Below are 23,768 nucleotides of genomic sequence, written 5' to 3'. Positions count from 1 at the left end.
TTTATTATCTGGTTACTTACGGTAAATAAAATTAAAACATTGATTTATTAAACACTTTGTGATTATTAGCTATTTATTATAGCATATTATCATATATGTATAAATCTTAACCCACCGTAATTAAACATCTTGTTTTGTCTTGATAACATTTAAACAAAGTTTGCAAAATACAATATCCTTGGCAGATTAGATTCTTAACTTGATAAAATATTTGAGCCTATTTCTTCTAGATTAATTGGCAACCGAAGTATGCTATCCTAAATTTATTGGGCACTGACCTTTACAGTAACCAATACATAAATACCAGCTTTTAATCGTGCTTTCATTACCAACTCAAATCCTTTCTGTCATAATAAATAAATGTTCCATACTCTGTACCTACTACAAGATTCAAAGTCTTACCATCGCCACCAATGTAGGCCGTAGTTGGCGCACACTCGTGGGCACCCAAAAGAATATCGTTTCCTTTATATTTCATCATTTTAGGAAACTCGAAGACAGGTGCAGCATCTGTTCCAGCATTTCGCATGAATAATACCGTAGCACCTTCGCCTTTCTTTTTACGGTTATAGGGCAAACCTGTAGTTGGATTTGGAATAGATGCACCCCTACCCGTACCTACTAACATATCCTTCACGCCGTCACCATCCCAATCTACCAAATGTATTTTGGCTCTTCCCACTTGTCCGCCTTTACGGCGATGCCCATTGATGTAGGAACCATCTGTTAATTTAAGCTTTCCACCATCACTGATATTATAGGCATCTATCTTGTAATACAAGTGAAACTGATTGTCTCTATCTAAAATTACATAAGCATCTTTACCTGCAAGATTGGTTACGCCTGGTGTAGAACGCCAACCACCATGTACATCTAATCCTTTGATATAAAGTGTTTTTTCTGCGGCTAGTTCTGGTTTGGTTTTGGTACCTATATTGATATAAGTCATGAACTTTCCACGGCTATCTCCTGTAAGGATGTCTGGCAGGCCATCTCCATTCCAATCGTAAACCACTGGACAAACATAGCCCCAACGACTTTCTTGTGGTCCTTGTATATCTTCACGATAGCCAGGTTGAACATAGATATCTACCCCACCTGCCTTTAATGCAATGGGATCTTGATAAGCGGGCTTCGGATTAGTTCCTGTATTTTTAAAGAAAAGTATTTTCCCTGCCGAATTGCCAGAAATCATATCAATCAGCCCGTCGCCATCCCAATCGGCCAAACTTGGCACTACTAAAGAACCACCATACAATAATGGATTTTCTTGTTTTACAGCCGCAGCATCTAAAAACACGAGGTTACCATTTTTGTCTTTCTGCTTGCTGTTCTGGTAAAAAGCAATGCTGCCTTCGCCAGATACCCAATATACCTTCTACATTTGCGGGGCCTTTAAAGTAGGTTACGTAGCCATTTACAGATGGACTACGTTGTAGTATGTGGTTTTTATCGACCACGTAATTTGTAGGATAAAGCTTTTCCTTGTCTACCTTATAAGCATGAATGTTTCCAAATCGGGTACCGCAAATTAGATACTGTTCGCCATTGGCTTGGTAACTTGTATAGCCGCTAATGCCAAAATAAGTCTGGTTTAGTTCGGTAAGTGGTTGTGCATCTAGTTTGTTCAAGTTTTTCAGGTCATCTGCAACGGCGCCATAAATACCCACTTCGCCAAGTTCGTTTGGCCAAAATCCTTCTGGAGTATAATAAGCACTATCGGTTCCTATTTTAACAGTTGCCTTGTTTTCTTTCGGAATGGTAAATACAAAAAGGTATTTGCCTTGCAATGTTCTGATCACCCCAAAAGTAGAAAGCCCCCAAGGCAAGCCATTGACCTTAATGTCTTGAAGACCTTCAAAGGCATTGGTATTTTTGTTAAACACGGCCGATTTTAGCAGTTTACCTCCAAACCTCCAAAAACCATATATTTCTTGATCAGGAGTTTGTATGATGGAAGCTTTGTTTTCTCCCTTATCTTCAAAAGGTAGTTTTAATTTAATGCCTTGAGAAAAAACTGGCTCTCCCTTTGCTGTTAGTTTTTTAAAATGATGCAGGTAAGTGCCCGGCGCCCAGGAATCTGATTGCATAAACAGATCAGAAAACTCGTCGTTATTAACTAATGCAGTACCAATTACCAAACCACTTATGGAGGGTAATGCAAAATTACCGATACCAGTTGAAGTACCGTTCCTCATGGGTTCTCCGCTGATCAGGAAGTTGGTTTGAGCCTTTGTTAACGAGGCTAACAAACAGGCCATCACAACGCAAACTAGTTTAATTTTCATTATTTAATGAACTTATTACTGATGACAGGTTGGCCTTCTACCTTTAAACTTGCTAAATAAACTCCTTTAGGCAACAAAAGAGGTAATTGCACATGGTTATCGCCAGCTTCGAGCTTGATTTTTTGGCTCAACAATTTCCTTCCTCCAATGTCGTGGATCTCGATTACCGCTGGACCATTAATTGCCTTAGTAAATAAGTTAACGATGTCTTGTTGCGCAGGTGCATTTACCGTAAAGCTATGTTCGCTCAACTTTACATCTACCGAAATTAGATCAGAGCGTTTACTGTTTCCATTAAAATCTACCTGCTTTAATTGGTAGTAATTTAATCCCAATAATGGATTTTGGTCTGTATATCGGTAAGTGTTTCTATTTACAGTGTTTCCACTGCCTGTTAATTTGCCCAGATGATCAAACTGTTTTCCATCAGTGCTTCTTAAAATCTCGAAATGCGAATTTTCCTTTTCAGCAGCAGTGGCCCAATTCAGTAAAACCGTGCTTTTGTTCGCTTTGCCAGAAAATGTCAAATCGTATACAGGTAATGCTGCTAAAGCATCGGTTACTGTACCTGTAATGGTGAGCACCGTTCTACCAGTAGTACTATTTTCTCCTTTGCCAAAACCAAAACCTCTTTCGCTTGTGGTAGCACCTACATCTGCACCCCATGCATACATTCTAAAATAGACTGTGGCACCACCTGTTAGATTTTTTAAATCGTTAATACTTTTCAAATTCACTTCTGGCTGAACTTCTCCCTGCGTGTCGGTAAAACCAATGGTACTGTTGCCCGTATATATTTCTGTATAATTTATATCATCTAGACTATAATACCATTTGTAGTTTTTTACAGATTTAGCGTTTGACGTTCTTAGTCTTGCTTTAATGGTGCTTAAACTTACTTGCTTGGTACTATTTAATGTTAAAGCTGTTTGAAAATAAGCGTTTGTGCTTTGGGCAGTGGTTGAGGTTGCACCCGCAGCAAAGGTGGCTACATAAGAATAGGTAGAATTATCTGCGTTTGCTGCTCCCGCACCCCTACTTAAAACGGCCTGTTGCACATTGTTATTGATGATGTTGGCATTAATGGGCGTAGTTTTGCCAGCCAGATCATAATTCCAATTGGCCAGCTCTACAGCATTAAAAATTACGCTGCCTCCTACCGACAAGCTTGGTGTGGTATCGCCAGTGCCATACCTGCCAATTCCAAAACCGCCAGCATTGGTTAAGGCACCCCAACCGTAAACCCTAAAAGTAACGGTCTTGGTATCATCTATGTTTTGTAATGCTGGTATGGCTGATAAATCTACCGTTGGTTGAATATCTCCCTCGGCATCTCCCGCCAATACATTGGCACTTTTAGCTATTTCTGTAAAGTTTGTACCATCTAAACTGTAAAACCAACTTACCATGGTAGGTCCAGCTCCATTTTTCCTTAGCTTCGCATTTAAGGTGGCTAAAGACACTACTGCATCTGTTTTAGGTTTAATACTAAACGTATAATAATCGTTATTCGCGATAGTTGTTTCTTTAGAATTTGCACTGGAACCTGCTGCACCGTAAGAAGTTAAGGTAGCATAATAACCTCTAGACAAACTCAGTGGTATGAGTCCAGCACCTCTTGAAAGTGTTGAAGTTTGCAGGTAGCTGTTATTTGTATTGGCATCTAAGCTACCCGATACTACGCCAGCAACCGAGCTAAATTGCCAAGCTAGCAATGTTGGCGGCGTGGGCGGAATAGGTTTTACTTCTCCACCTATCACCAAACTCGGTGTATTGTCTGCAGTTGGGTATCGCCCTATGGCAAAGCCACCTGCAGATGAACTGGCACCCCAAAACACCAAGCGGAAAGTTGCTTTTTGAGGATAAGATAAATTTTGAAGTGGCGCCAAACCACCCACATGAATGGAAGATTGAATGACACCATCGGTATTGTTATCGGTAAATGGAATGTTATAATCTCCTATTTCTGTAAAGTTTGTACCATCTGTACTGTAAGCCCATTTATAATAGGTTGCCCCAGTAGAATTTTTCCTGAGTTTAACATCTATACTGTGAATGGAGCTCATGTATCCGGTTTTGGGTTCTACCTCAAATTGAAGGTATTGTCCTCCAGTCATTGCGTTTGCAAAAGAAGTAGCCGGAGAGGGTGCTGTAGAATTAAACGAACGTTGTAAACTTGAAGTAGTGACTAAACCACTGCCCCTGCTTAAGGTAGACACATTTAAATTAGCATGATTAAACGTAGCTGTACTGGTTGCTTCGCTTCCTGTAGCATCTGGGTTACTGAACTTCCAAGATAATATGGGTGTTGATTGTGTTAATGGCAACAAATCTGCTGGGGAATCGCTCAATTGTTTTGTTCTGAAATTTGCGATGCGATGAAATGTGATGAGGTTAGCATTATGATACCTTTCGCCATACCAAGCAGTACGACTAACGGCTACAATGTCGTTACCCTGAAATTGCCAATCGGCATACTGGAAACCAAACACATCCCAAGTTTTAACAGGGTAGCCTTCATTCCACTTGATGATATCATATTTATGTTCCCAGTTCACTAAATCTGAAGAGGAATAAAGTGCCAATACATTTCTTTGGTGCGAAGGCAGGTTATAGGTTTCCCAAGTGGAAGTGAATACACTGATTTTACTTACAATGGTCCAGTATTTACCAGAAGTAGCATCATAACGGATCGTGAATTTAGATTCTGACCCAGGGAAATGAGCGTATTCGGCAGCGGTATTATTAAAAGAGATGGTACTCCCGTCGGCACTTACAGCTATTTTGGCTGCAACTTCGTAACGTTGTAAACCTGTAGCCCCACCTGTGGTAATGGGCATTCCTCCGCCTACAGCCTGCCAAGTTTCCAAACGCATAAAATCTATCACATCGCCATTTGGCGTCACTACAATATTTCCTTCAAACCAATTCGGACGTTTGGCATTTAACCAACTTTCGTCAAAACGCATGATGTTAGATTTTGTCCAGTTGGCAGCATCTAACAGATCTGCATTTGCTGGTGCAGATAATACAAAGGCATGAAAATCTCTTTCGTTGTCTGGATCTGGACTTTCTTCGTAAGCTCGCCAAATACGACCATTATGCACTACTACCGGAACAGGCCCTGTATGGTATCTGCCCGCAAATAATAAACCAGTTGTACTGCTGGAGGCAGTTGTCCAACTAAAACCACCATCTACAGATTTATAGATTACAATATTGCCAAACGATTTGGCAGTGCCCATTAAATATAATGCATTGTTGTGCACAAACAAGGTTGCCCAATGGCAGTTGGGCACTTGCGTGGTAAAATTCCATGTGACACCATTATCTGTAGAACGATAGATTGAACTTACTGTACCTGTATAGTCATGAGACACCACATAAGTACCATCGGGCAAGACCACAATGCTTGGTGAAGCATAAGTACGAGTTAAAGGTGTTGGACTTTGTGCAATAACAGTTCCCGGGAACGTGGTTTGTGCAGAAACTAATTGGATAATATTCGATAAAAAAATAAAAATGCAAATGACCATGCATCTCATGCTATTCATCTTGTTCATACGACTAAGCTTAAATTTGGATTATTGTAAAATCAAATTTAACAGAGATGGACAGGCTTAGAATGCAACTTGTTAGCCAGTTACTATAGCATATTATCACCCATCGCTAGAATTATATTTGTTCTTTGGCACAAGGTTTTCTACCCTCAAGCTTTTTACGTACCTTTGCCGCTCAATGAAACTTCACACAGCTATATTATTCGATTTGAGTTTTTTATAAATCCGCTGTACAATATTTTGTTTCAATAACCCCAACAATTTTATGCTTCATCCAGAAATAGAAAAAAGAAAAACTTTTGCCATTATTAGTCACCCCGATGCTGGGAAAACCACACTAACCGAGAAGTTCCTACTTTTTGGTGGGGCCATTAATACTGCTGGTGCCGTTAAAAGAAATAAAGCCAACCAGAGCAATACTTCTGACTTTATGGAAATCGAACGTCAGCGTGGCATTTCGGTAGCGACATCGGTTATGGGTTTTGAATATAGCGGCAAACGCATCAATATTTTGGACACCCCTGGACACAAAGATTTTGCTGAAGATACTTATCGTACCTTATCAGCGGTTGACAGTGTAGTATTGGTAGTAGATTGTGTAAAAGGTGTAGAGGAACAGACCGAGAAACTGATGTCGGTTTGTAGAATGCGCAATACGCCCGTTATTATCTTCATTAACAAAATGGACAGGGAAGGTAAGGAGCCTTTTGATCTATTGGATGAAATAGAAAACAAATTGAACATTAGTTTATGCCCACAGTCTTGGCCAATAGGTCAGGGACATACCTTTAAAGGTGTTTACAGCATTTATCACAACCAATTAAACCTATTCCATTCAGACAAGACCAAAGTTACCGATTCGGTGGTAAAAGTAAACGATCTTAACGATCCGGCATTACTGAATTACCTACAAGAAAAAGAAGTAGGTACTTTAAAAGATGAAACAGAGCTGGTAAACGGAGTATATGGCGATTTAGATATCTCCTTATATAAAGAGGGATTGTTGGCCCCTGTATTTTTTGGCTCGGCCATTAACAATTTTGGGATCAAGGAACTCCTCGATACCTTTATAGAAATTGCACCAAGCCCTAGGCACCGCGAGGCAGAAGAGAGGGATATATTGGTAGAAGAAAAGAACTTCAGCGGGTTTGTATTTAAGATACATGCCAACTTAGACCCCAAGCACCGTGATAGAATTGCCTTTCTGCGCATTTGCTCGGGCAAGTTTGAGCGTAATAAATTTTACTATCACACCCGTCAGGATAAAAAAATGAAGTTTGCCAATCCAATGGATTTTATGGCCAATGAAAAAAGTTTGGTCGAAGAAGCTTGGCCTGGTGACGTAGTAGGCTTATATGACAGTGGCAACTTTAAAATTGGAGATACCCTGACCGAAGGTGAAAAACTGCATTTCAAAGGGATACCTAGCTTCTCTCCTGCTATCTTTAAAGAGGTAGAAAATATGGACCCTATGCGTACCAAACAATTAGAAAAAGGTATTGAACAATTAACAGATGAAGGTGTGGCCCAACTTTTTGTCATGCAACCTGGTAATAGAAAAGTGATTGGTGCAGTTGGTGAACTCCAATTTGAAGTGATCAATTTCCGATTGGAACATGAGTATGGTGCGAAATGTCGTTTCCGTACCTTAAGCTATAGCCGTTCACGTTGGGTAACTTCTGAAGATAAGAAGAAATTGGACGAGTTTGTAAAACGTAAACAACAGCACATTGGTACAGATAAAGAGGGAAATCCCGTTTACTTATCGGACAATGATTTCATGATCGACATGACCAAACGCGATTATCCAGATATTGATTTCCATACCACCAGCGAATACAAGAAGTAATACTCATTGTTTAAAATGGAAACTAAAGAGGAAAAAGGCCAGCAATGCTGGCCTTTTTCTGTGTAATCTGTTAAAAAATAGATAGGTAAACCCTAGTACGTCGCTTTTTTACAAAAGATTTGTTCTCATAAAGGTGAATTTTGCCATCTTAAAAATTAATAGAAAGACGATGACGAAATTGAAAACAATTATCCTGCTGATAAGCTTATCACTTGCGTTTACAGCATGCCAACAAATTAACAAGCAAGAAATTGCTACTTATCAAATTAACTCAAAAACTTCAGCTATAGAGTGGAAGGGATCTGCTCCTCATCATTTCCATTCAGGGTCTTTCGATGCTATGGGAGAAATAGTAATGGAAAATGACACCATTAAAGGTGGCGATTTTTCTATACCTATTGCCAGTATTACCAATTATGAGCTTCCGGCCGAACCAAAAGAGCAATTATTAACACATTTGAAAAGTCCCGATTTTTTTAATGCGGCTTTACATCCCTATGCCAAATTCTTGATTACCCATGCAAAGCTCCTAAGTGTTGATACCACCGCCCAAGCAAACTACTTAATTAGTGGCGATTTTACATTGATCGGCCAAACACACCCCCTAAGCTTTCCAGCTAAAATCATCTTTTCTGGTGATAGCCTAAAAGCTACAGCCACATTCAAATTTGACCGTTTAAAGTGGGGAATGACCAGTTACAATGACCCTGCCCAAGAAATGTATATCCTACCTGATATAGAAGTTAAATTAAACATACATGCCGCAAAGAAACAAAAGCAATAGCAAACAAGGTTAGACTACTTTGTCAATACGATCGGGCTTTTCATATCACAAATTTATAATAACACCTGTAACTTAAGCATATAAAAATTGTCTTATGGTTTACAAGTTGTAATTTATGCTGGTTAGGAAAATTTAAAACTCTTTTCTTTTGGCAAAGTAGTCTATAAACTTTTAATAGGTCTTAATGGTAAAAAAATATCCCCCATGTTCTGCACTCAAAAATTGCATAGATCATTATATGATGGTTGACATAGATTGGTCTAAGACCCATCAAATAGCTTCTATATGGCGACTTATTCCTTTTGGTCAATTATCAGTACTATTTTTATATGGAGATTTACATGGATATAGTACAGAAGGTGCTTCTTCGCCTATGGCCACTACACAAGGTGCTTTTATGGTAGGGCAGTTGACCAAACCAATATGGCTAAGCTTTTCGGGACATACCAGATTGGTCAAGGTACAGTTAAAGCCTTCAGGTGCTCAGCAACTCTTACCTATGGATTTATCTGAACTTACCGACAACCCTTGTATAGACCTGGAAAACTTATGGGGAAATCAATCGCGATATTTGACAGAGCAATTATACAGTGCTAGTTCCGATCATCAACGGGCCACTCTTCTCGATAATTTTTTTAAAAAAATGTTGCTCCCTTCCAATCAACAATCAGCCTATATTGACTATACCTTACAGCAATTACACATTAGCAATGGCAATTGCAGGTTAATGGCACTGGAATATAAGCTTGGAATTACGGGTCGGCAATTGGAACGTGTCTTCAAGTCACGAGTTGGACTTAAACCAAAGGACATTGGCAGATTCATCCGTATGAATGCTGCTTTTGATGTGCTTTCTGCCCAACCAGATACGCCGCTCACTACTTTGGCCTATCAACTCGGGTATTACGACCCTGCCCATTTTTCAAAAGACTTCAGCCAGTTGACCGGGCTTCTACCTTCAAAATTGAAAGTGCTCAGTAAGGATGAGTTTTGGGTTACACATGGCCAATGTTTCAAAATAGAGCCGCCTTTAAAAGTAAGCCCTCACCTGCATATTCCCAGTATGGACAACACTTACCATTGACGATTTTCGACCTTCGTAGCTTATATTCAACTGTACACCATTGCCTATAGCACGTTGTAGGCCCAAGCCCCAGGTATAGTTGTTACCAGTCTGCAAGCCAGAAAGCATTTCATAGCCAATGGTGCTATTGCTTTCCCCCACAAATCTATTGTTGATATAGCTAACCTTTCCCATTAAAACCCCTTTTTTCAAAACATTATACCTGGTCTCGGTAGAAAAAGTCATATTGGTATTTTTTTCTCCCCCATACATTCCTGCATTACGCTGTGAGCCATACACTCCCGCAAAGGTCAACCTTAAATCAGTATTGAACTGATAATTGAATTCTGGCAGCAACTCTAAATACTTGATCAGATAATTACGTTGCACAAAAAGCTCGGAAGTATAATTCTTTTTTCCCTGGTTAAAGGTCAAATTAATGTTGGTATTCCTAATGGGCGAGGTCCTCATTTTCAATCCTATTTCATTTCGTTTTCTACTATCAAATCCATTACTTAAAAAACTCTTACCACCATCTGCCAAGTAGTTGAAGTCTAAACCAAATGTTGGGCTGCTGCGGTTAAAAAACAGCGTATTTCGAAAAAACGAATTTAGGGAGATCAGGCTTGCTGCATCTATTTCGGTATGAAATGGATTATAAACTTCCAATCCCTTACCAGCCAATATCTTTTTATCTATTTTATAGGAAAGTTGGTTGGTAAACCGGTTAACAAACTTATAAATCCGCCTATTACCTTTTAAAATGGCACTAGGCGTTAACCTTACACTTTGGTTTACACCAGTAAAATTTGTTCTTACGTATTCGGTACTTGAAGTAAAAATCCTTATATACTTTGCCTGATCGGGAAATTGGGAAACCTCAAATTCATTGAGTTCTTTAATTCCATTTCCATTATAATCTATCCAGGCATAAACACCCTGTCCAGGCAGCACTTCCAAATAGGTAATGTCTCTTTTAGGTTCCTGTCCGTTGCCCACCTCATAGTAGACCGTGGTATTTAAGAAGCCCTTCCATGCATTTAAACTATAATCTAAACGGCCCACCAAACTCTCATCATTACTAACAGTTGCAAAATTGTTGGTATAGGTTGTTTTCCTATAACCAGAAGTTAAGCTCAGCGTAGAGTTGGCATTGCTGGCCAGGTCTATACCTACATTTATATTTTGGGAACCCGAACTGTTTAACAGTTGTCCACCTCTTGGCAATTGATCTTGCCTAAAGCTGTAATCTATTCTGTATTTATTACGTTGTGTTGGCTTATTCTGGAGATAGACCTTATAAATATGATAAGAAAAACTATTTCCCGTTAAAACATCTGTTTGTTTTTCTTTTGTATTATTGTATTGCTGCTCAAAAACTACTCCTGCAACAAGATTAAAAACAGGTCTGTTTAACTCTAAATATTGCTTATAAAAAACCCCTGTGTTACTTAGTGAATTCGAATTTAGCAAACTCCCATCATAGCGCACGCTATAGGCCCCCAATTTATATTTTGTATTTACTTTATGCAGGTAACCTTTATACTCATCGTTCCTTATGAAGCTATTTAAAGTATAACTAAGATTTTTTTCTTCATTCTGAAACAATTGTGCATAGGCAGTTACCAAATGTTCTGTAGCTTCAGTAGTTATGGCATCCAAGTTAAAATCCCGATTAAATTCTACCATTCGGTATCGTTCTATAGGTTTAAAGGTTTTGGTTACATATTCATAATTCGCATGGGTATTGATCACCAAACCTTTTCCATCAATCGGAAATTGATGTTTTGCATTTAGCTTTAGTCCATAACCTGAGGTATTCGCTTCGCTCTTATCGGCAAAAAGATTCACGTTATTATTACTGATGGCAAGCTCACTAGAGAAAGCGGTATATTTCTTAGGTTTATAATCTGCCGCTACTGTTATCATCTGCAACTGTTTGGGTGTAACCAATAACGATATGGGCTCATAGCTTCCCTGCATAATGCCTGCTATAGGTTCTACATAGGTATACACCTTTCCATTGGCCGCCGATTGGTTGTTAATTCTATAATTTCCCTTTCCTTCTCCTATATAGGAAAAGCCAACACGGTATTTAGCCAATAGTGGATCTGTTGAATATTGATAAAACGCTACACCACCTGCAGACGTCAACCTTTCATATAAAATCTCATTTTCATTAAATTCTACTTCGGTTACATTGGGATAATAAGCCTGCGAAATATTGTTACCCAAACCAGCCATAAACTGCTTTTGCTGATCGGTAAGCGTTTGTAAGAAAGGCTGGTTCCGATTATCCTTTTCATTGTAATAATTTAAGCGAAAAGCAAAATGATCTGTTTCCATTCGCTGGTTCAAATAAGTTAACGATCTGGAATAATTCTTATCGGAATACTCAAATTCAATGGAAATCCTACTGTTTAAATTAATAAGCTGTTTGGCCGTAAAAGTTATTTCCGCGGTATTGTAATCAATAACATAATCATTATCTTGGCCACGCACCAAAAGTACGCCATCAATATAAACCCGTTCTGTGCCTGCAATTACCACAATATAGCTCTCGCCATTATTTCCTGTTAAACGATAAGGCCCCTGATTACCTTCCTGGCCAATAATATTATTTCTGGCAGATCTACCCTTGGCCACGGCAGCGGCGACCGTGGTACTGTATCTAACCCCTTTTATCGACTTAAAATCATGACTGATCATTGCCCCTTGAGTACGTTTATAAAAATTCATGAAGTAGCTCTCTGGCCGCTTAAGTTCATAGTCGCCGGCAGTTAATATGGTGCTATCTCTTTTTAACTGTACAAATACCCGATCAAATTCATTCAGCTGTTGGGTATTCCCTTCTGGTTGTATGGGTAGGTTATCATCAGAAATGGCCGCTAAGATCTCAATGTTGTTGCCTATCTTTCCAGACATCTGCAATACCATATTGGAATTTACGGAAAGGTTCTGGTTATTGCCGAACATGATTCCCCTAGAAATACTACCACTCTTATTTAAGCCATTTAAAGAAAACAATGTATTGTCTATTGTTTTAGGCTGATACATGTAGAAATTTTTGTTATCAATCGGTAATTGTTCTATCAATTTAATGTCCTTATGATAATAGTTTTTAGAAAAAAGGATAGGAAAGACCTTATAACTGATACTTAAGTCCACACCTGTTGCTCCTTTCCATAAAAAGGTAGCTTTTGCAAAATCTACCTTATAAAGAGCTGTATCTACAGGCAGATTGGTGAGGTACCTTACATTTATGCTTTCAGGAACAATACTGAGGGTATCCAATTGAACGGGCAAAGAAACCGTAGTTATCTTTTTTAGACGGCCATGTGTTGTTAATTGTGCCTTTAGGCCAGTACTTATGAGTATTCCAAAAAGCAATATGAGAAATCTCCCAACCATTTTAAGCTAATGGAAATGTGAGATAGAATATTGTTCCATTGTTGATTACAGAAGTAAACTCGACTTTTCCTCCTGCATTTTCAATGGCCTGCTTAACAAAAGCTAGGCCTAGCCCCGTACCTGATGACTTGGTCGTAAAATTTGCCCTGAAAATACTATTGTGCAAACTCGGATCGATACCTTTTCCATTATCTTCCACCTCTACAAAAGCTTGTCTTTCGTCATTGGCAATATGAATCTTGATCACGCATCTGTCCTTACCATCGGAAGCTTCAATGGCATTTTTAAGTAGGTTATTGAAAGAGCGCATCAATTGATCCTTGTCTCCCATGACTACGATGTTCTTGCTTGATCTGTTCAAAATTAATATCTCTACATTGTCTGATGAGCTAAATACTTCTATAGCCTGTTTCACAATAGGTACCAGCTCTAGTTTCTCCAATTTGGTATCGGGCATTTTGGCAAAATTAGAAAACTCTGATGCAATGGTAGCCAGGCTATCAATCTGCTCCACAAAAGACTTATTAAAGCTTGCAAATTTCTTCTCAAAATTTGGATCGTTCTCCTTCCAAGATTTTTCGAGCAACTGTACACCTAATTTCAATGGCGTTAACGGATTTTTGATCTCATGTGCTACCTGCTTGGCCATTTCTCTCCAAGCACTTTCCCGTTCGCTACGGGCCAGTTTGTTGGCACTGATCTCTAGCTCGGCAATCATTTTGTTGTATTCTTTAATTAATACACCTATCTCATCTTGCCTATGCCAGCCAATAGGCTGATTTTTTTGCCCTAACTTTGTCCTCTTTATATTCTCCTGTATAAAGGTGAGCGGACTTGTAATCTGATTGGCCAAAAACACGGCCAATACCCCAATCAGCACAAATACAAGGGCATAGATATTGATCAAGGTATTAATAAATACCCCTATTTTGGCCTGATAATCAGCCTCATTCGAATAATAAGGCAAACTGATATAGGCAATGGTCTGATTGTTGGTATTCCTAATTGGCACATAAGCTGCCGCATAAGTAAACGTTCCTATTTTTTCATTTGGGTTTACATACTCTGATTTTTGCTGGACCGCCAAATGTAAATAGGCCAATGGCCCCATTTTCCTACCTATAATACCAAAGTCATACAATTTAGGCAAGGAAGTCAAATAAAGATTTCCACTGATATCGAACAGGTTGAGGTATACTCCATTCACGTCAGCAAATTGATTAAACTCGAATTGGGCTTCGCTGGTATTACTAATGGCACCAACACCGGCAATCTGCTTTTCATAGGCCAGCTGCACTTTCCTTACTTTTTCTCTAATCTGGTCCTTTTGTTGTTCTTGATATTGGTGCTTGATGTTAAAAAAGGTGGTCCATCCTACAATAATTAAAGTAGCTACCACAGAAAGTACAATAGAGAACTGTATCCTGGTCTTATATAAGATCTTATTTGCATTGATCATCAAATACCTATTGATGTTGAATATACCCGCCTTACTGTCATTGATGTTAATTGCCAACCATGTAATTACATAGACAATTACACCAAAAATAATAAAGATCAAAAAGAAGAACGACAATGTTGCCAGGCGAACGGTATAGGCTACTTTCTCAGTACTGATCACGATTAACCTGTTGCGTGCCGGTTTATATATCGCATGGCTGTAATTGGTAGCCGCTTCGTTGACAAACTCTATTTTGTTATCCTCTCCCTTAAACTGGTTATTGACCATAGGATAGATGTACTTGCCAGATTGGCCAAAGAGTTGATTGTCTTTATAAAAAGCTAAGGAATATTTACTGAGGTCTTCATCGCTCTTAAGCTTACCATCAATCAGCAGATCGGGAAAGTAACTATTATAATCATAAGGCCTAGATTTTAGCTCTACAATCATTGTTCCCAATATGTTGTTTCCGTCTAAAATCGGGATGATCCCAAAGTAGTTTTGAAAACCAAATGTATCGTTGATCCGATAAAAATAATTAGCCTGTTGTGTTTTTACCGCCCCCGACTTTACCAAATTCTTATACTTCACTATAGGTAAACTCTCTGCATTTTTTAGAGATTGATCATCTTTGTTGTATTCGAATATTTTATATTCAAACCTCGAAAGATACCCATCCAGATAATTTTTGATGATGTAATTATGGAAACCGAAAGTTTGGGTCAATAGGGGCTGTTTAAAGTAGCTGATAATCAAAGAATCTCCGGTTAATCCTTTTTCCAACAGCTCAATTGCATTGATCACTTTTGGATCATCCTCGTACATCAACTTCTCGGCAATACCCGTTCTCGTATTTCGTTCTTTTATGTCCTCAAACTTTATATATTTAATAGAAGTGATGGTTGCCATACATAAAAAGGTAACCGCAAACATTGAAATGGAAAACCTGCCTTTCTGAACATTGTTATTATAGCCAATAATGAATATCAATAAAGCGTAAACCAGGTAAAATACATTGAAGTCGATAACCCATTTATAAACAGAATATGCTAGCAACATGGCCAAGAAGGTAAATAGCTTCTCTAGTTGAGTCATCACAAGCTGATTGCTCAACTCTATTAATACATTGATAAAGAAATAAATATTAAGCCATACTAAGCATAGAATGAATATACAAAGCCAACTGATCCAACTCAGGTTAATAATATTGCTGATGTTAAATTCAATCTTAGAATAATAGATCAGTCCAAAAAAGATATCTTCGGCCAAGAAAGCAACAAAGGCCAACAACAATAAAAAGATAATGATCAACAGGTAGTTTAATGCTCTCCGCTTGGCCAGCCAATTAGGCAATACATACTGTTTCCTGTGCGCATAGACAAATACCCCTATCCAGGTAATAGCCATAACATTCAGCAAAAAGTCTCCCAATGAAGGCAGGAAATCACTTTCGGCATAGATTGAAGGATCAAATATCTTCAGATTAAACTGGTGATTTAACCAAAAGAACTCCAGGTCTGACATTCTAATCCCAATAAAGAAAACCGCAATGACCACGGTGGCCAGGAAAAGATGTCCTTTCTTAGTCAGCCATAAACAACATGAATTGACGAAAAGGCAAATACTTACCAATCCGATCAACCAAAGCCACATTTGAATGGTCGTGTATATGTTATCGGCGTAATTATTACTCAGCTTAACCGGAAAAAGATATTCTTTATTAAGGCTGAAGATTTCGGTAGTTTCCTTATCTGTAAAAGAGGCTATTTCTAAGGTGTGGTGCGGAAATAGTTCCGGTAAAATCTGATTTTTGAGGTACTGATTTTCAATGGCAAACTGGTTCTTTACCGTAATGAGAAAAACGAAGGTATAGCGTCCAATTGTTTTCTTTACAATTTCATAATATCCATTAGCAAGTTGGGTAAAAGAGGCGCCTTCCTTTATCCGGTCTATATGAGGCGGAGATACCCTGTAGGTACTCCAAAAGTTAAGTGCATTATCTTTATAGATCAGTACATTTATACCACTCGTTCTGTAGTTCTCTATAAATTTTAGGGCAAGATTCTGATCAGTGGCAAGTCGCTTTAGCTCCTCGATTTTCTCTGGAATAGACAAGTAATCTTGTGCTATACGTTCTTTTGCAAGTAGGTTTTCCTGTAGCTCATTTGCCTCGTGCAACAAGAGGTCTCTTTTAGTTATGGCGTTACGAATAGACAATGCTGTTATAAAACAACATATGCCCAACAGCAACATCAGCAATCTAATTTTAAGCCCAGTATTCAAATCCAGCTAGTTTAATGACATAAATATACAGAAATGGGGCTGCCTAAAAGCAAATTCTCCATCATTCCATTAGCTAATTAAAGAAAATTTGCCTATTCTTTATATTAAAAAACAGATTTTCCTTAGCAAGTGGAAAAGCAAAGCGCTCTTAAACAGCCCCAGTTATGATGTTCAGACTAAGCTAGGCTTGCACTGCTCGTCTGCACGTCTCTACTTACTTTTTTAACCAAGCCCTGCAATACATTACCTGGCCCAACCTCAATAAATTCAGTTCCGCCATCAGCAATCATGTTTACAGCCGTTTGTGTCCATCTCACTGCGCCAGTTAATTGGGCAATTAGGTTTTGTTTGATCACGGCTGGGTCTGTTGTTGGATGCGCATTTACATTTTGGTAGATTGGGCAAATTGGTGCCGAAATGTCGGTCTGCTCAATGGCAGCTTGCAGCTCTACTTTTGCAGGTTCCATCAAAGGAGAATGAAAAGCCCCACCAACATTTAACTTTAAGGCTCTTTTAGCACCCGCTGCGGTCAACTGCTCACAAGCTTTATCAATACCCTCAATACTGCCAGAAATCACCAATTGCCCAGGACAATTATAGTTTGCAGGCACTACAACCTCTTCTATTCCTGCACAGATCTGCTCAACCACTTCGTCGGCCAAGCCTAAAATAGCCGCCATGGTAGAAGGCCGTACCTCACAAGCTTTTTGCATGGCGTTGGCACGGGCCACAACTAACCTCAAGCCATCTTCAAATGACAATGCATCAGCAGCAACCAGCGCAGAAAATTCACCTAAGGAATGTCCTGCAACCATAGCCGGCTTAAAGCTTTCTCCCAACACCTTCGCTAAAATTACCGAATGCAAAAATATGGCAGGTTGGGTTACATTGGTTTGTTTAAGCTCCTCATCGGTACCTCCAAACATGATATCGCTAATACGGAAACCAACAATTTCATTAGCTTGCTCAAAAAGTTCCTTTGCCTGTGGGTTTTCATATAGGTCTTTGCCCATCCCTACAAATTGGGCACCCTGACCCGGAAAAATATATGCTTTCATATTCCTTAATCCCTCTATAGGGAAATTTATAGTTGTTTTAAAATGTTAATGGTTAATGAAGATCTGCCATAATCAGCCTCAAGAACTCCGCCCTGGTTTTATCATTCTTCATAAACTCTCCGGTAAATGCCGATGTGGTGGTTACCGAATTCTGTTTTTGCACACCACGCATGGCCATGCACAAGTGCTTACACTCAATAACTACCGCTACACCAGCAGGTTCTAAAGTATCTTGTATACAATCCCTAATTTCATTGGTCAGACGTTCCTGAACCTGTAACCTACGGGCAAAAGCATCCACCACACGGGGGATTTTACTTAAACCCACAATATGGCCATTTGGAATATAGGCAATATGCGCCTTGCCGAAAAATGGTAGCATATGATGTTCACACATCGAAAATACTTCAATATCCTTCACCACTACCATTTGGCTATAATCTTCCTTGAACATAGCAGAACGAAGAATTTCTGCTGGTTTAATACCATAGCCATGGGTTAAATATTGTAATGCCTTGGCCACTCGTTCAGGAGTTTTCAGCAGGCCTTCCCTATCAGGATTTTCTCCTAATCTTTCCAGGATATCCTTATAGTGTACTGCAACAGCATTAACTTTACTTTCGTCATATCGGTCTATTTTCTGGTAGCCCAATGTTTCATCGTCGTGATCGTGTATATCGTGTCCCATTTATGCATTTTTAGCCGAAATATTCGACGTAGTTATTATCTGTTTCATAAATTTTTATACAGTGCAATTGTGCGCCACTTTCGTTAACGTGCGGTTTTAAAATGTCCCACACAGCAATGGCCAAATTTTCTGTAGAGGCTAATTTCCCTTTCATAAAATCAACATCTAAATTTAGATTTCTATGATCTACCTTATCAATTATGTGTGTATTAATTATCTGTTTCAACCATTTCAGATCAACCAGAAAACCAGTTTCCGGGTTAACTTCCCCCTTTACTGTTACATACAACTGATAATTATGCCCATGCCAATTTGGGTTGGCACATTTACCAAATACTGCCAAATTCTCATCTTCACTCCAATCTGGCCTAGCTAGTTTATGTGCAGCATTAAAGCTTTCCCTACGTGTAATATAAATCATCTTTAAGAAATAAAGTGCAAATATACAGATAATGAAATTAGCAATATGGCATAATGTGAAGGCTTAAATAAAAATGAAATTTAACAAACGAATATCTCTTTTTCATGATCAGTGGAGCCTTATCTCCTATCATTAAACTAGCATCTGCACGATTAAGTTTAAGAGACAAAATTTCTGACGGCTAAAGATTAATCACTAAATTAGCTACGTGAAACTCCTAATCGTAGCAGCTACCGAAGCCGAAATAACAAGCACACTTAGCTACTTTAACTTGGCATCCAGCAACTTTATCGAAACCAAAAAGTTCGATATACTGATTACTGGCGTAGGCATGGTAGCTACCGCATTTACCTTGGGCCAAAAGCTTAGCAACAAATACAGCTTGGTAGTCAATGTTGGTATAGCGGGCAGTTTTGACCGTAGCATCGCTTTAGGCGAAGTGGTGAATATTACCCAAGATACCTTTGCCGAACTGGGTGCCGAAGACCATGATAATTTTATTAAGCTGCCTCAACTTGGCTTTGGTGAAAATCGATTTACAGGCCTTGCAAATGAATTACCGTATTTAAAAGAAGTATGTGGCCTTACCGTAAATAAAGTACATGGAAATGCCCAAAGTATCGATAAAGTCCTTCAGTTGTACCAAGCCCAAACCGAAAGTATGGAAGGTGCCGCTGTTTTCTTTTGCTGTCAAAAATTAGGTGTCTCCGCCCTACAGGTACGCAGCATTTCGAACTACGTAGAGCCACGCAATCGAGAGAATTGGCAAATTAGCTTAGCAGTTAAAAACCTAAATGATTGGCTTATTGGCTTTCTCGAAAAACTATGAAGCAGAAATGACGTTTAGGTCAAACTGTAGTCTTAAATTTACCAAATGGAACTTACACTCGGTTTTTCACCCTGCCCTAATGACACCTTTATTTTCGATGCGCTCATTCACGGCAAAATAGATACGGAAGGCTTAAGCTTCAACGTTTTTTTCGATGATGTTGAAACCTTGAACAACAAAGCGCTCAAGGGCGAATTAGACATCACCAAACTCAGTTTTCATGCTTTGGCCTATGTTGCAGAACAATATGCACTTTTAGACGCCGGCAGTGCCCTAGGTTTTGGTGTTGGCCCACTTTTAATCTGTACAAAGGAAAATGCCGAGCAGATTAATCAGATCTTACGCCTTAAATCTGAAGCCTCAAACCTTAAAGTAGGTATTCCAGGAAAATATACCACAGCAAATTTTTTATTGGGCGTAGCCTATCCACAGCTTACCAACAAAGAAGAGTTGATCTTCTCGGAAATTGAAGATGCATTATTAAATGGTGAAATAGACTTGGGCCTCATTATACACGAAAACCGCTTCACCTATGAAGATAAGGGCCTGCAGAAAGTAATAGATCTGGGTAGCTATTGGGAAGAGTTCTCAGGCTGTGCCATCCCTTTGGGTGGTATTGTGGTCAATCGAAAATTACCCTTGGAAGTGCAGAAAAAAATAAACCGTTTGGTTAAAAAATCTGTGGAGTATGCCTTTGCCCATCCTAAATCAGGCATTGATTTTATACGTGAACATGCACAGGCCATGGATGAGGCCGTAATGTATAAGCATATAGCGCTATATGTTAATCAATACTCGATCGATCTAGGAATTGATGGCAGAAAAGCAATTGACACCTTATTTAATATTGCTACAAAAAACAAGGTAATCCCACCCATAGGAAAAAGTTTATATGTAAATTCTTAATTTGATAAAGGAAAAATAGCCAGGAATAAGAATTTTAGAGCAGAAATCTTTTCAAACCTCAATCAAAACTTAAAGCCTGCATAAAGTAAACCCGATTGAAGTGGAAATATCCCGATTAATCGGGATTGATAACGGAAAGGGGGACTGCACAATCTAATAGTAGTAGAGACTCTACTTCTCTATTTCTAATCAAAAACACTAAAGCCTAATTGCCTACAATTATCTACTACTGGTTACAAGGTCCATCTGGTATTTCCTTACTCATCTTCAGTAATTTTGTAACCACCATGGTAGAATCATAATCTCCCGTAACGGTTGTCGTATCTGATTTTACCAAATGACATTCTACTTCGATATAAACGGGAGTATATGGTTTTTCGAAGCCTAGATTAGTATATCCAAGTTCTAAGGTTTTGGCACTGTCTGCCACCCAATATTCACGGCCTTCATCACAATCGGTAAAAGATTTAATTTCTGGCCCATAGCTATAGAGGCCTTTTAAGGTTAAAGATTTGCTTTTTTTACTATCACTATTGTCTTTACTACGACAAGCCGCAAAAAATGCCAAAGCCAACAATAACAAACAACTTATTTTTTTACAGGTATCCATATCCTAAAGATCTTGATTAATACGATCTATCTTTTTAACGCTTAAATTTGATGCCAAAGCCGATGCAATGAACGAAAAAAAACTAACGGTCAAAAAAACCAGCAAAAAATCTTTCCATTTCAGGGCAATAGGGTAGGCGTTTGAAAAGACAAAGTTAGCTTCTCCCATTTTCACCCAACCAAAATACTGCTGCACCAAGCAAAAAATCAATCCTACTAAAAGACCAAAGATACAACCTGTTAAGGTTATCATCATACCTTCTGCCAAAAAAATTCTTTTTATCAGCCGTTTCCCCGCACCCAAGCTACTTAAAACCGATATATCTTTCTGTTTATCAATAACCAACATGGTCAAAGAGCCTATGATATTAAATATAGCAATAATAAGGATAAAAGTAAGTATGATATACACCATCCATTTTTCCGATCCTAGCACATTGTACAGTGCCTGATTTTGCTCTATTCTGTTTTTTACTACATAAGCCCCACCTAAATTCTTGGCAATTTGTCTTTTAAATGCTTCAACATCTACCCCTGTATTAAAATTGATTTCGATTGCCGTCACTTTTTTTTCCTCTCCCAATAGTTTGCGGGCAAACGACAGCGGAACAATAACCAGATTGTCAAACTCCTGCTGCACTTCAAATATTCCAGATGGAGGAATGCCTAATATGGTAAAATCGTCAAGTGGATTTGTAGAATTACCCTGCACACCTTTTTTAGGCGAATAGATCTGTAGCTCTTCAAATGGATCACTTGGATTTACGCCTAAGTATGCCTGCAATGCAGAACCCAAAACTGCATTTGGCCGACCATTTCTATTTTCCAACACAAACTTACCTTCAACCATAATGGTATCTAAACTTTTGTTCTTCAGAAAGTCTTGGCTAACGCCCTTAACCATAGCAGGCGTCTGTTTGTTATCATACCTCACCAGGGCATTTTCGGCCAAAACCTCCGTAAAAGAGTAAATTGATGGGTCTTTACGCAACGAATCGAGATAAACCGTATGGGGATCAAAGGTTTTACCTTTAGCCGGTGCAATCATAACCTGGGGAGTAATGCTATTGAACATTTTCAATACCATTTCTTCAAATCCGTTGAACACCGACAAGATAATGATCAGCGCCGCACTTCCCACAAATACACCCAATACCGAGATGGCAGAAATGATGTTAATGGCGTTGGTAGACTTTTTTGCAAAAAGATACCTCCTGGCGATATAAAGGGCAGTGTTCACTTCACAAAGATAAGATAAGCTTATGATTAAATTTCTCTTAGGAGAAACTAAGCCAAAAACGGATTATTTATCTTTTCATAACCAATAGTAGTGCTTCGTCCGTGACCCGGAAAAACTTCACAATCATCAGGCAGTATAAAGACATTCTTTTTTATGCTATCAATCAATTGCTGGTGATTACCCCCAGGTAGATCTGTTCTTCCAATACTGTGATAGAATAAGACATCGCCCCCTATTAAAAAGTTTTCCTCTTTCGCATAAAAACATAAATGCGCAGGTGAATGGCCTGGCGCAAAAATCAATTCCAGCTTGCTATTGCCAAACCCTACCGTTCCCTCCTCTGGCAAGAAAGTATCCGGCTCTGGAGAAAGTTCATAACGCATCCCCATTTGAGGGGCATAGCCCGCTACCGCTTGTAAAATATAAAGCTCACCTTTATTAAACTGCGGCTTAAGCCCCCAGTTATCAAACACAAACTTATTCCCCAACACGTGATCAATATGACAATGGGTATTTAATAATAAGCCGGGCTTTAAGTTCTTTTCCCTGACAAAGTTAACCAGCTGGTTCTGTTCCTTCCCATCATACATGCCCGGATCAATAATTGCGCATGCGCCAGTTTCATCATATAAAACGTAGGTATTTTCCTGATAAGGGTTAAATGTAAATTGCTTTAGGTTAATCATGTTGAATTACGATTTTAGATTTACGATTGGGCAGTCTTCTCTACTTCTTCCACTGAAACGTTTCTATCAGTTTATCAATGTCTTGTTTTATGAATTTAACGACAGGTTGTATGGAATCATATTGTGGTCGCTCATTAAAATACAATGCACCACGCAAATAATGCCTTACACTATCTGTTAGAAAAAATTGAACAGAAGATGCAGTGTTACCTTCAATGGTATAATAAACTCCATATACTTTCTTATCTGGATAGTTGATCCGTTTTTGGTCAATCGCATCAGCTTTTATGGTATGCTTCATGGCCAAGCTTCTGGCATTCTCCGTCATTTCATTATAGATTTTGGGAGAAAAAACATCATAATAGGTAAGGTGTAATATCCCATTAAATTGCTTAAAATTTAGGTTTTTCCAACAGGAATGGGCATTCTTATCCTTATCATCTTCTAATTCTGCATAAACAGGATAGCTAAAGCTATAAGCACATCCATCATCAAAAGAGCGATATTGCTTTTCGGGAAAGTTGATGCGAAAATATCCCTTAGGTTTAGGCGTAGTTGCTTTCTCGCCAGTGCAAGCATTAACAGCCAAAATAATAGCTATAAATAGGAAATACTGCTTCATCTGCATATCAAATTATATTTTAATTGAAGA

Annotated in this window: 17 protein-coding genes; 5 read left to right on the top strand and 12 right to left on the bottom strand. The window is 38.7% G+C overall.

Annotated elements, in window-relative coordinates; translation table 11 throughout:
• Positions 1-325: 325 nt before the first annotated feature.
• The 3 genes from JHD79_RS07545 to JHD79_RS07535 are packed head-to-tail and all read right to left on the bottom strand — an operon-like array spanning position 326 to position 5,851.
• Complete coding sequence (locus JHD79_RS07545; RefSeq protein WP_199118607.1) at positions 326-1,300, bottom strand: hypothetical protein; 975 nt, start codon at positions 1,298-1,300, stop codon at positions 326-328.
• Between the two features lie 4 nt (positions 1,301-1,304).
• Positions 1,305-2,288, bottom strand: a complete 984-nt coding sequence (locus tag JHD79_RS07540) for a hypothetical protein (RefSeq protein WP_199118606.1) — start codon at positions 2,286-2,288, stop codon at positions 1,305-1,307.
• Positions 2,288-5,851, bottom strand: coding sequence for a T9SS type A sorting domain-containing protein (locus JHD79_RS07535; protein WP_199118605.1), 3,564 nt, complete (start codon positions 5,849-5,851; stop codon positions 2,288-2,290). The genes JHD79_RS07540 and JHD79_RS07535 overlap by 1 nt, the downstream gene beginning before the upstream one ends.
• 262 nt (positions 5,852-6,113) lie before the next feature.
• Here JHD79_RS07535 and JHD79_RS07530 point away from each other — a divergent pair, with 262 nt between their 5' ends.
• From JHD79_RS07530 to JHD79_RS07520, 3 genes are all read left to right on the top strand, one after another.
• A complete protein-coding gene (locus JHD79_RS07530) occupies positions 6,114-7,697 on the top strand; it encodes a peptide chain release factor 3 (RefSeq protein WP_199118604.1) in 1,584 nt (527 codons plus the stop codon).
• Positions 7,698-7,866: 169 nt separating this feature from the next.
• The gene (locus JHD79_RS07525; protein ID WP_199118603.1) at positions 7,867-8,481 is read left to right on the top strand and encodes a YceI family protein; all 615 of its coding nucleotides are present in this window, start codon (positions 7,867-7,869) and stop codon (positions 8,479-8,481) included.
• Between the two features lie 184 nt (positions 8,482-8,665).
• Entirely contained in the window at positions 8,666-9,565 is a 900-nt protein-coding gene (locus JHD79_RS07520) for a helix-turn-helix domain-containing protein (protein ID WP_199118602.1), read from the top strand.
• On the opposite strand, the gene JHD79_RS07515 is transcribed toward JHD79_RS07520, so the two are convergent.
• The 5 genes from JHD79_RS07515 to JHD79_RS07495 form a co-directional block, all read right to left on the bottom strand.
• The gene (locus tag JHD79_RS07515; protein WP_199118601.1) at positions 9,512-12,955 is read right to left on the bottom strand and encodes a hypothetical protein; all 3,444 of its coding nucleotides are present in this window, start codon (positions 12,953-12,955) and stop codon (positions 9,512-9,514) included. The genes JHD79_RS07520 and JHD79_RS07515 overlap by 54 nt on opposite strands.
• A gap of 1 nt (position 12,956) precedes the next feature.
• The gene (locus JHD79_RS07510) at positions 12,957-16,679 is read right to left on the bottom strand and encodes an ATP-binding protein (protein WP_233164605.1); all 3,723 of its coding nucleotides are present in this window, start codon (positions 16,677-16,679) and stop codon (positions 12,957-12,959) included.
• Positions 16,680-16,855: 176 nt separating this feature from the next.
• Complete coding sequence (gene fabD, locus JHD79_RS07505; RefSeq protein WP_199118600.1) at positions 16,856-17,737, bottom strand: ACP S-malonyltransferase; 882 nt, start codon at positions 17,735-17,737, stop codon at positions 16,856-16,858.
• A 52-nt stretch (positions 17,738-17,789) separates the two neighbouring features.
• Complete coding sequence (gene folE, locus JHD79_RS07500) at positions 17,790-18,425, bottom strand: GTP cyclohydrolase I FolE (protein WP_199118599.1); 636 nt, start codon at positions 18,423-18,425, stop codon at positions 17,790-17,792.
• Between the two features lie 10 nt (positions 18,426-18,435).
• Entirely contained in the window at positions 18,436-18,846 is a 411-nt protein-coding gene (locus tag JHD79_RS07495) for a 6-carboxytetrahydropterin synthase (RefSeq protein ID WP_199118598.1), read from the bottom strand.
• Positions 18,847-19,054: 208 nt separating this feature from the next.
• Here JHD79_RS07495 and mqnB point away from each other — a divergent pair, with 208 nt between their 5' ends.
• Together mqnB and JHD79_RS07485 are read left to right on the top strand one after the other, a co-directional pair.
• Positions 19,055-19,675, top strand: a complete 621-nt coding sequence (mqnB, locus tag JHD79_RS07490; protein ID WP_199118597.1) for a futalosine hydrolase — start codon at positions 19,055-19,057, stop codon at positions 19,673-19,675.
• A gap of 45 nt (positions 19,676-19,720) precedes the next feature.
• Complete coding sequence (locus JHD79_RS07485; protein WP_199118596.1) at positions 19,721-20,581, top strand: menaquinone biosynthesis family protein; 861 nt, start codon at positions 19,721-19,723, stop codon at positions 20,579-20,581.
• A 226-nt stretch (positions 20,582-20,807) separates the two neighbouring features.
• Here the strand turns inward: JHD79_RS07485 and JHD79_RS07480 are convergent, their stop codons facing one another.
• From JHD79_RS07480 to JHD79_RS07465, 4 genes are read right to left on the bottom strand one after another with little or no spacing between them, the layout of a single operon-like run.
• Positions 20,808-21,191 (bottom strand): hypothetical protein, encoded by a 384-nt coding sequence (locus JHD79_RS07480; RefSeq protein ID WP_199118595.1) that lies wholly within the window; start codon positions 21,189-21,191, stop codon positions 20,808-20,810.
• A 3-nt stretch (positions 21,192-21,194) separates the two neighbouring features.
• A complete protein-coding gene (locus tag JHD79_RS07475) occupies positions 21,195-22,430 on the bottom strand; it encodes an ABC transporter permease (protein ID WP_199118594.1) in 1,236 nt (411 codons plus the stop codon).
• A 47-nt stretch (positions 22,431-22,477) separates the two neighbouring features.
• Positions 22,478-23,116, bottom strand: coding sequence for an MBL fold metallo-hydrolase (locus tag JHD79_RS07470; RefSeq protein WP_199118593.1), 639 nt, complete (start codon positions 23,114-23,116; stop codon positions 22,478-22,480).
• Between the two features lie 40 nt (positions 23,117-23,156).
• Positions 23,157-23,744 carry a gliding motility lipoprotein GldD gene (locus JHD79_RS07465; protein WP_370583306.1) on the bottom strand — a complete coding sequence of 196 codons (588 nt, stop codon included), beginning with the start codon at positions 23,742-23,744 and terminating at the stop codon, positions 23,157-23,159.
• Positions 23,745-23,768: the final 24 nt, after the last annotated feature.

Source organism: Pedobacter sp. ASV28 (assembly GCF_016428855.1).
Lineage (GTDB): Bacteria > Bacteroidota > Bacteroidia > Sphingobacteriales > Sphingobacteriaceae > Pedobacter.
The sequence above is the reverse complement of the archived record's forward strand: the minus strand, read 5'-3'. Positions and strand labels throughout refer to the sequence as shown.

Coding starts and splice junctions, on each gene's coding strand:
- JHD79_RS07540 (WP_199118606.1), bottom strand. CDS start 2,288: ATGAAAATTAAACTAGTTTGCGTTGTGATGGCCTGTTTGTTAGCCTCG.
- JHD79_RS07535 (WP_199118605.1), bottom strand. CDS start 5,851: ATGAACAAGATGAATAGCATGAGATGCATGGTCATTTGCATTTTTATT.
- JHD79_RS07530 (WP_199118604.1), top strand. CDS start 6,114: ATGCTTCATCCAGAAATAGAAAAAAGAAAAACTTTTGCCATTATTAGT.
- JHD79_RS07525 (WP_199118603.1), top strand. CDS start 7,867: ATGACGAAATTGAAAACAATTATCCTGCTGATAAGCTTATCACTTGCG.
- JHD79_RS07520 (WP_199118602.1), top strand. CDS start 8,666: ATGGTAAAAAAATATCCCCCATGTTCTGCACTCAAAAATTGCATAGAT.
- JHD79_RS07515 (WP_199118601.1), bottom strand. CDS start 12,955: ATGGTTGGGAGATTTCTCATATTGCTTTTTGGAATACTCATAAGTACT.
- fabD (WP_199118600.1), bottom strand. CDS start 17,737: ATGAAAGCATATATTTTTCCGGGTCAGGGTGCCCAATTTGTAGGGATG.
- folE (WP_199118599.1), bottom strand. CDS start 18,425: ATGGGACACGATATACACGATCACGACGATGAAACATTGGGCTACCAG.
- JHD79_RS07495 (WP_199118598.1), bottom strand. CDS start 18,846: ATGATTTATATTACACGTAGGGAAAGCTTTAATGCTGCACATAAACTA.
- JHD79_RS07485 (WP_199118596.1), top strand. CDS start 19,721: ATGGAACTTACACTCGGTTTTTCACCCTGCCCTAATGACACCTTTATT.
- JHD79_RS07480 (WP_199118595.1), bottom strand. CDS start 21,191: ATGGATACCTGTAAAAAAATAAGTTGTTTGTTATTGTTGGCTTTGGCA.
- JHD79_RS07470 (WP_199118593.1), bottom strand. CDS start 23,116: ATGATTAACCTAAAGCAATTTACATTTAACCCTTATCAGGAAAATACC.
- JHD79_RS07465 (WP_370583306.1), bottom strand. CDS start 23,744: ATGCAGATGAAGCAGTATTTCCTATTTATAGCTATTATTTTGGCTGTT.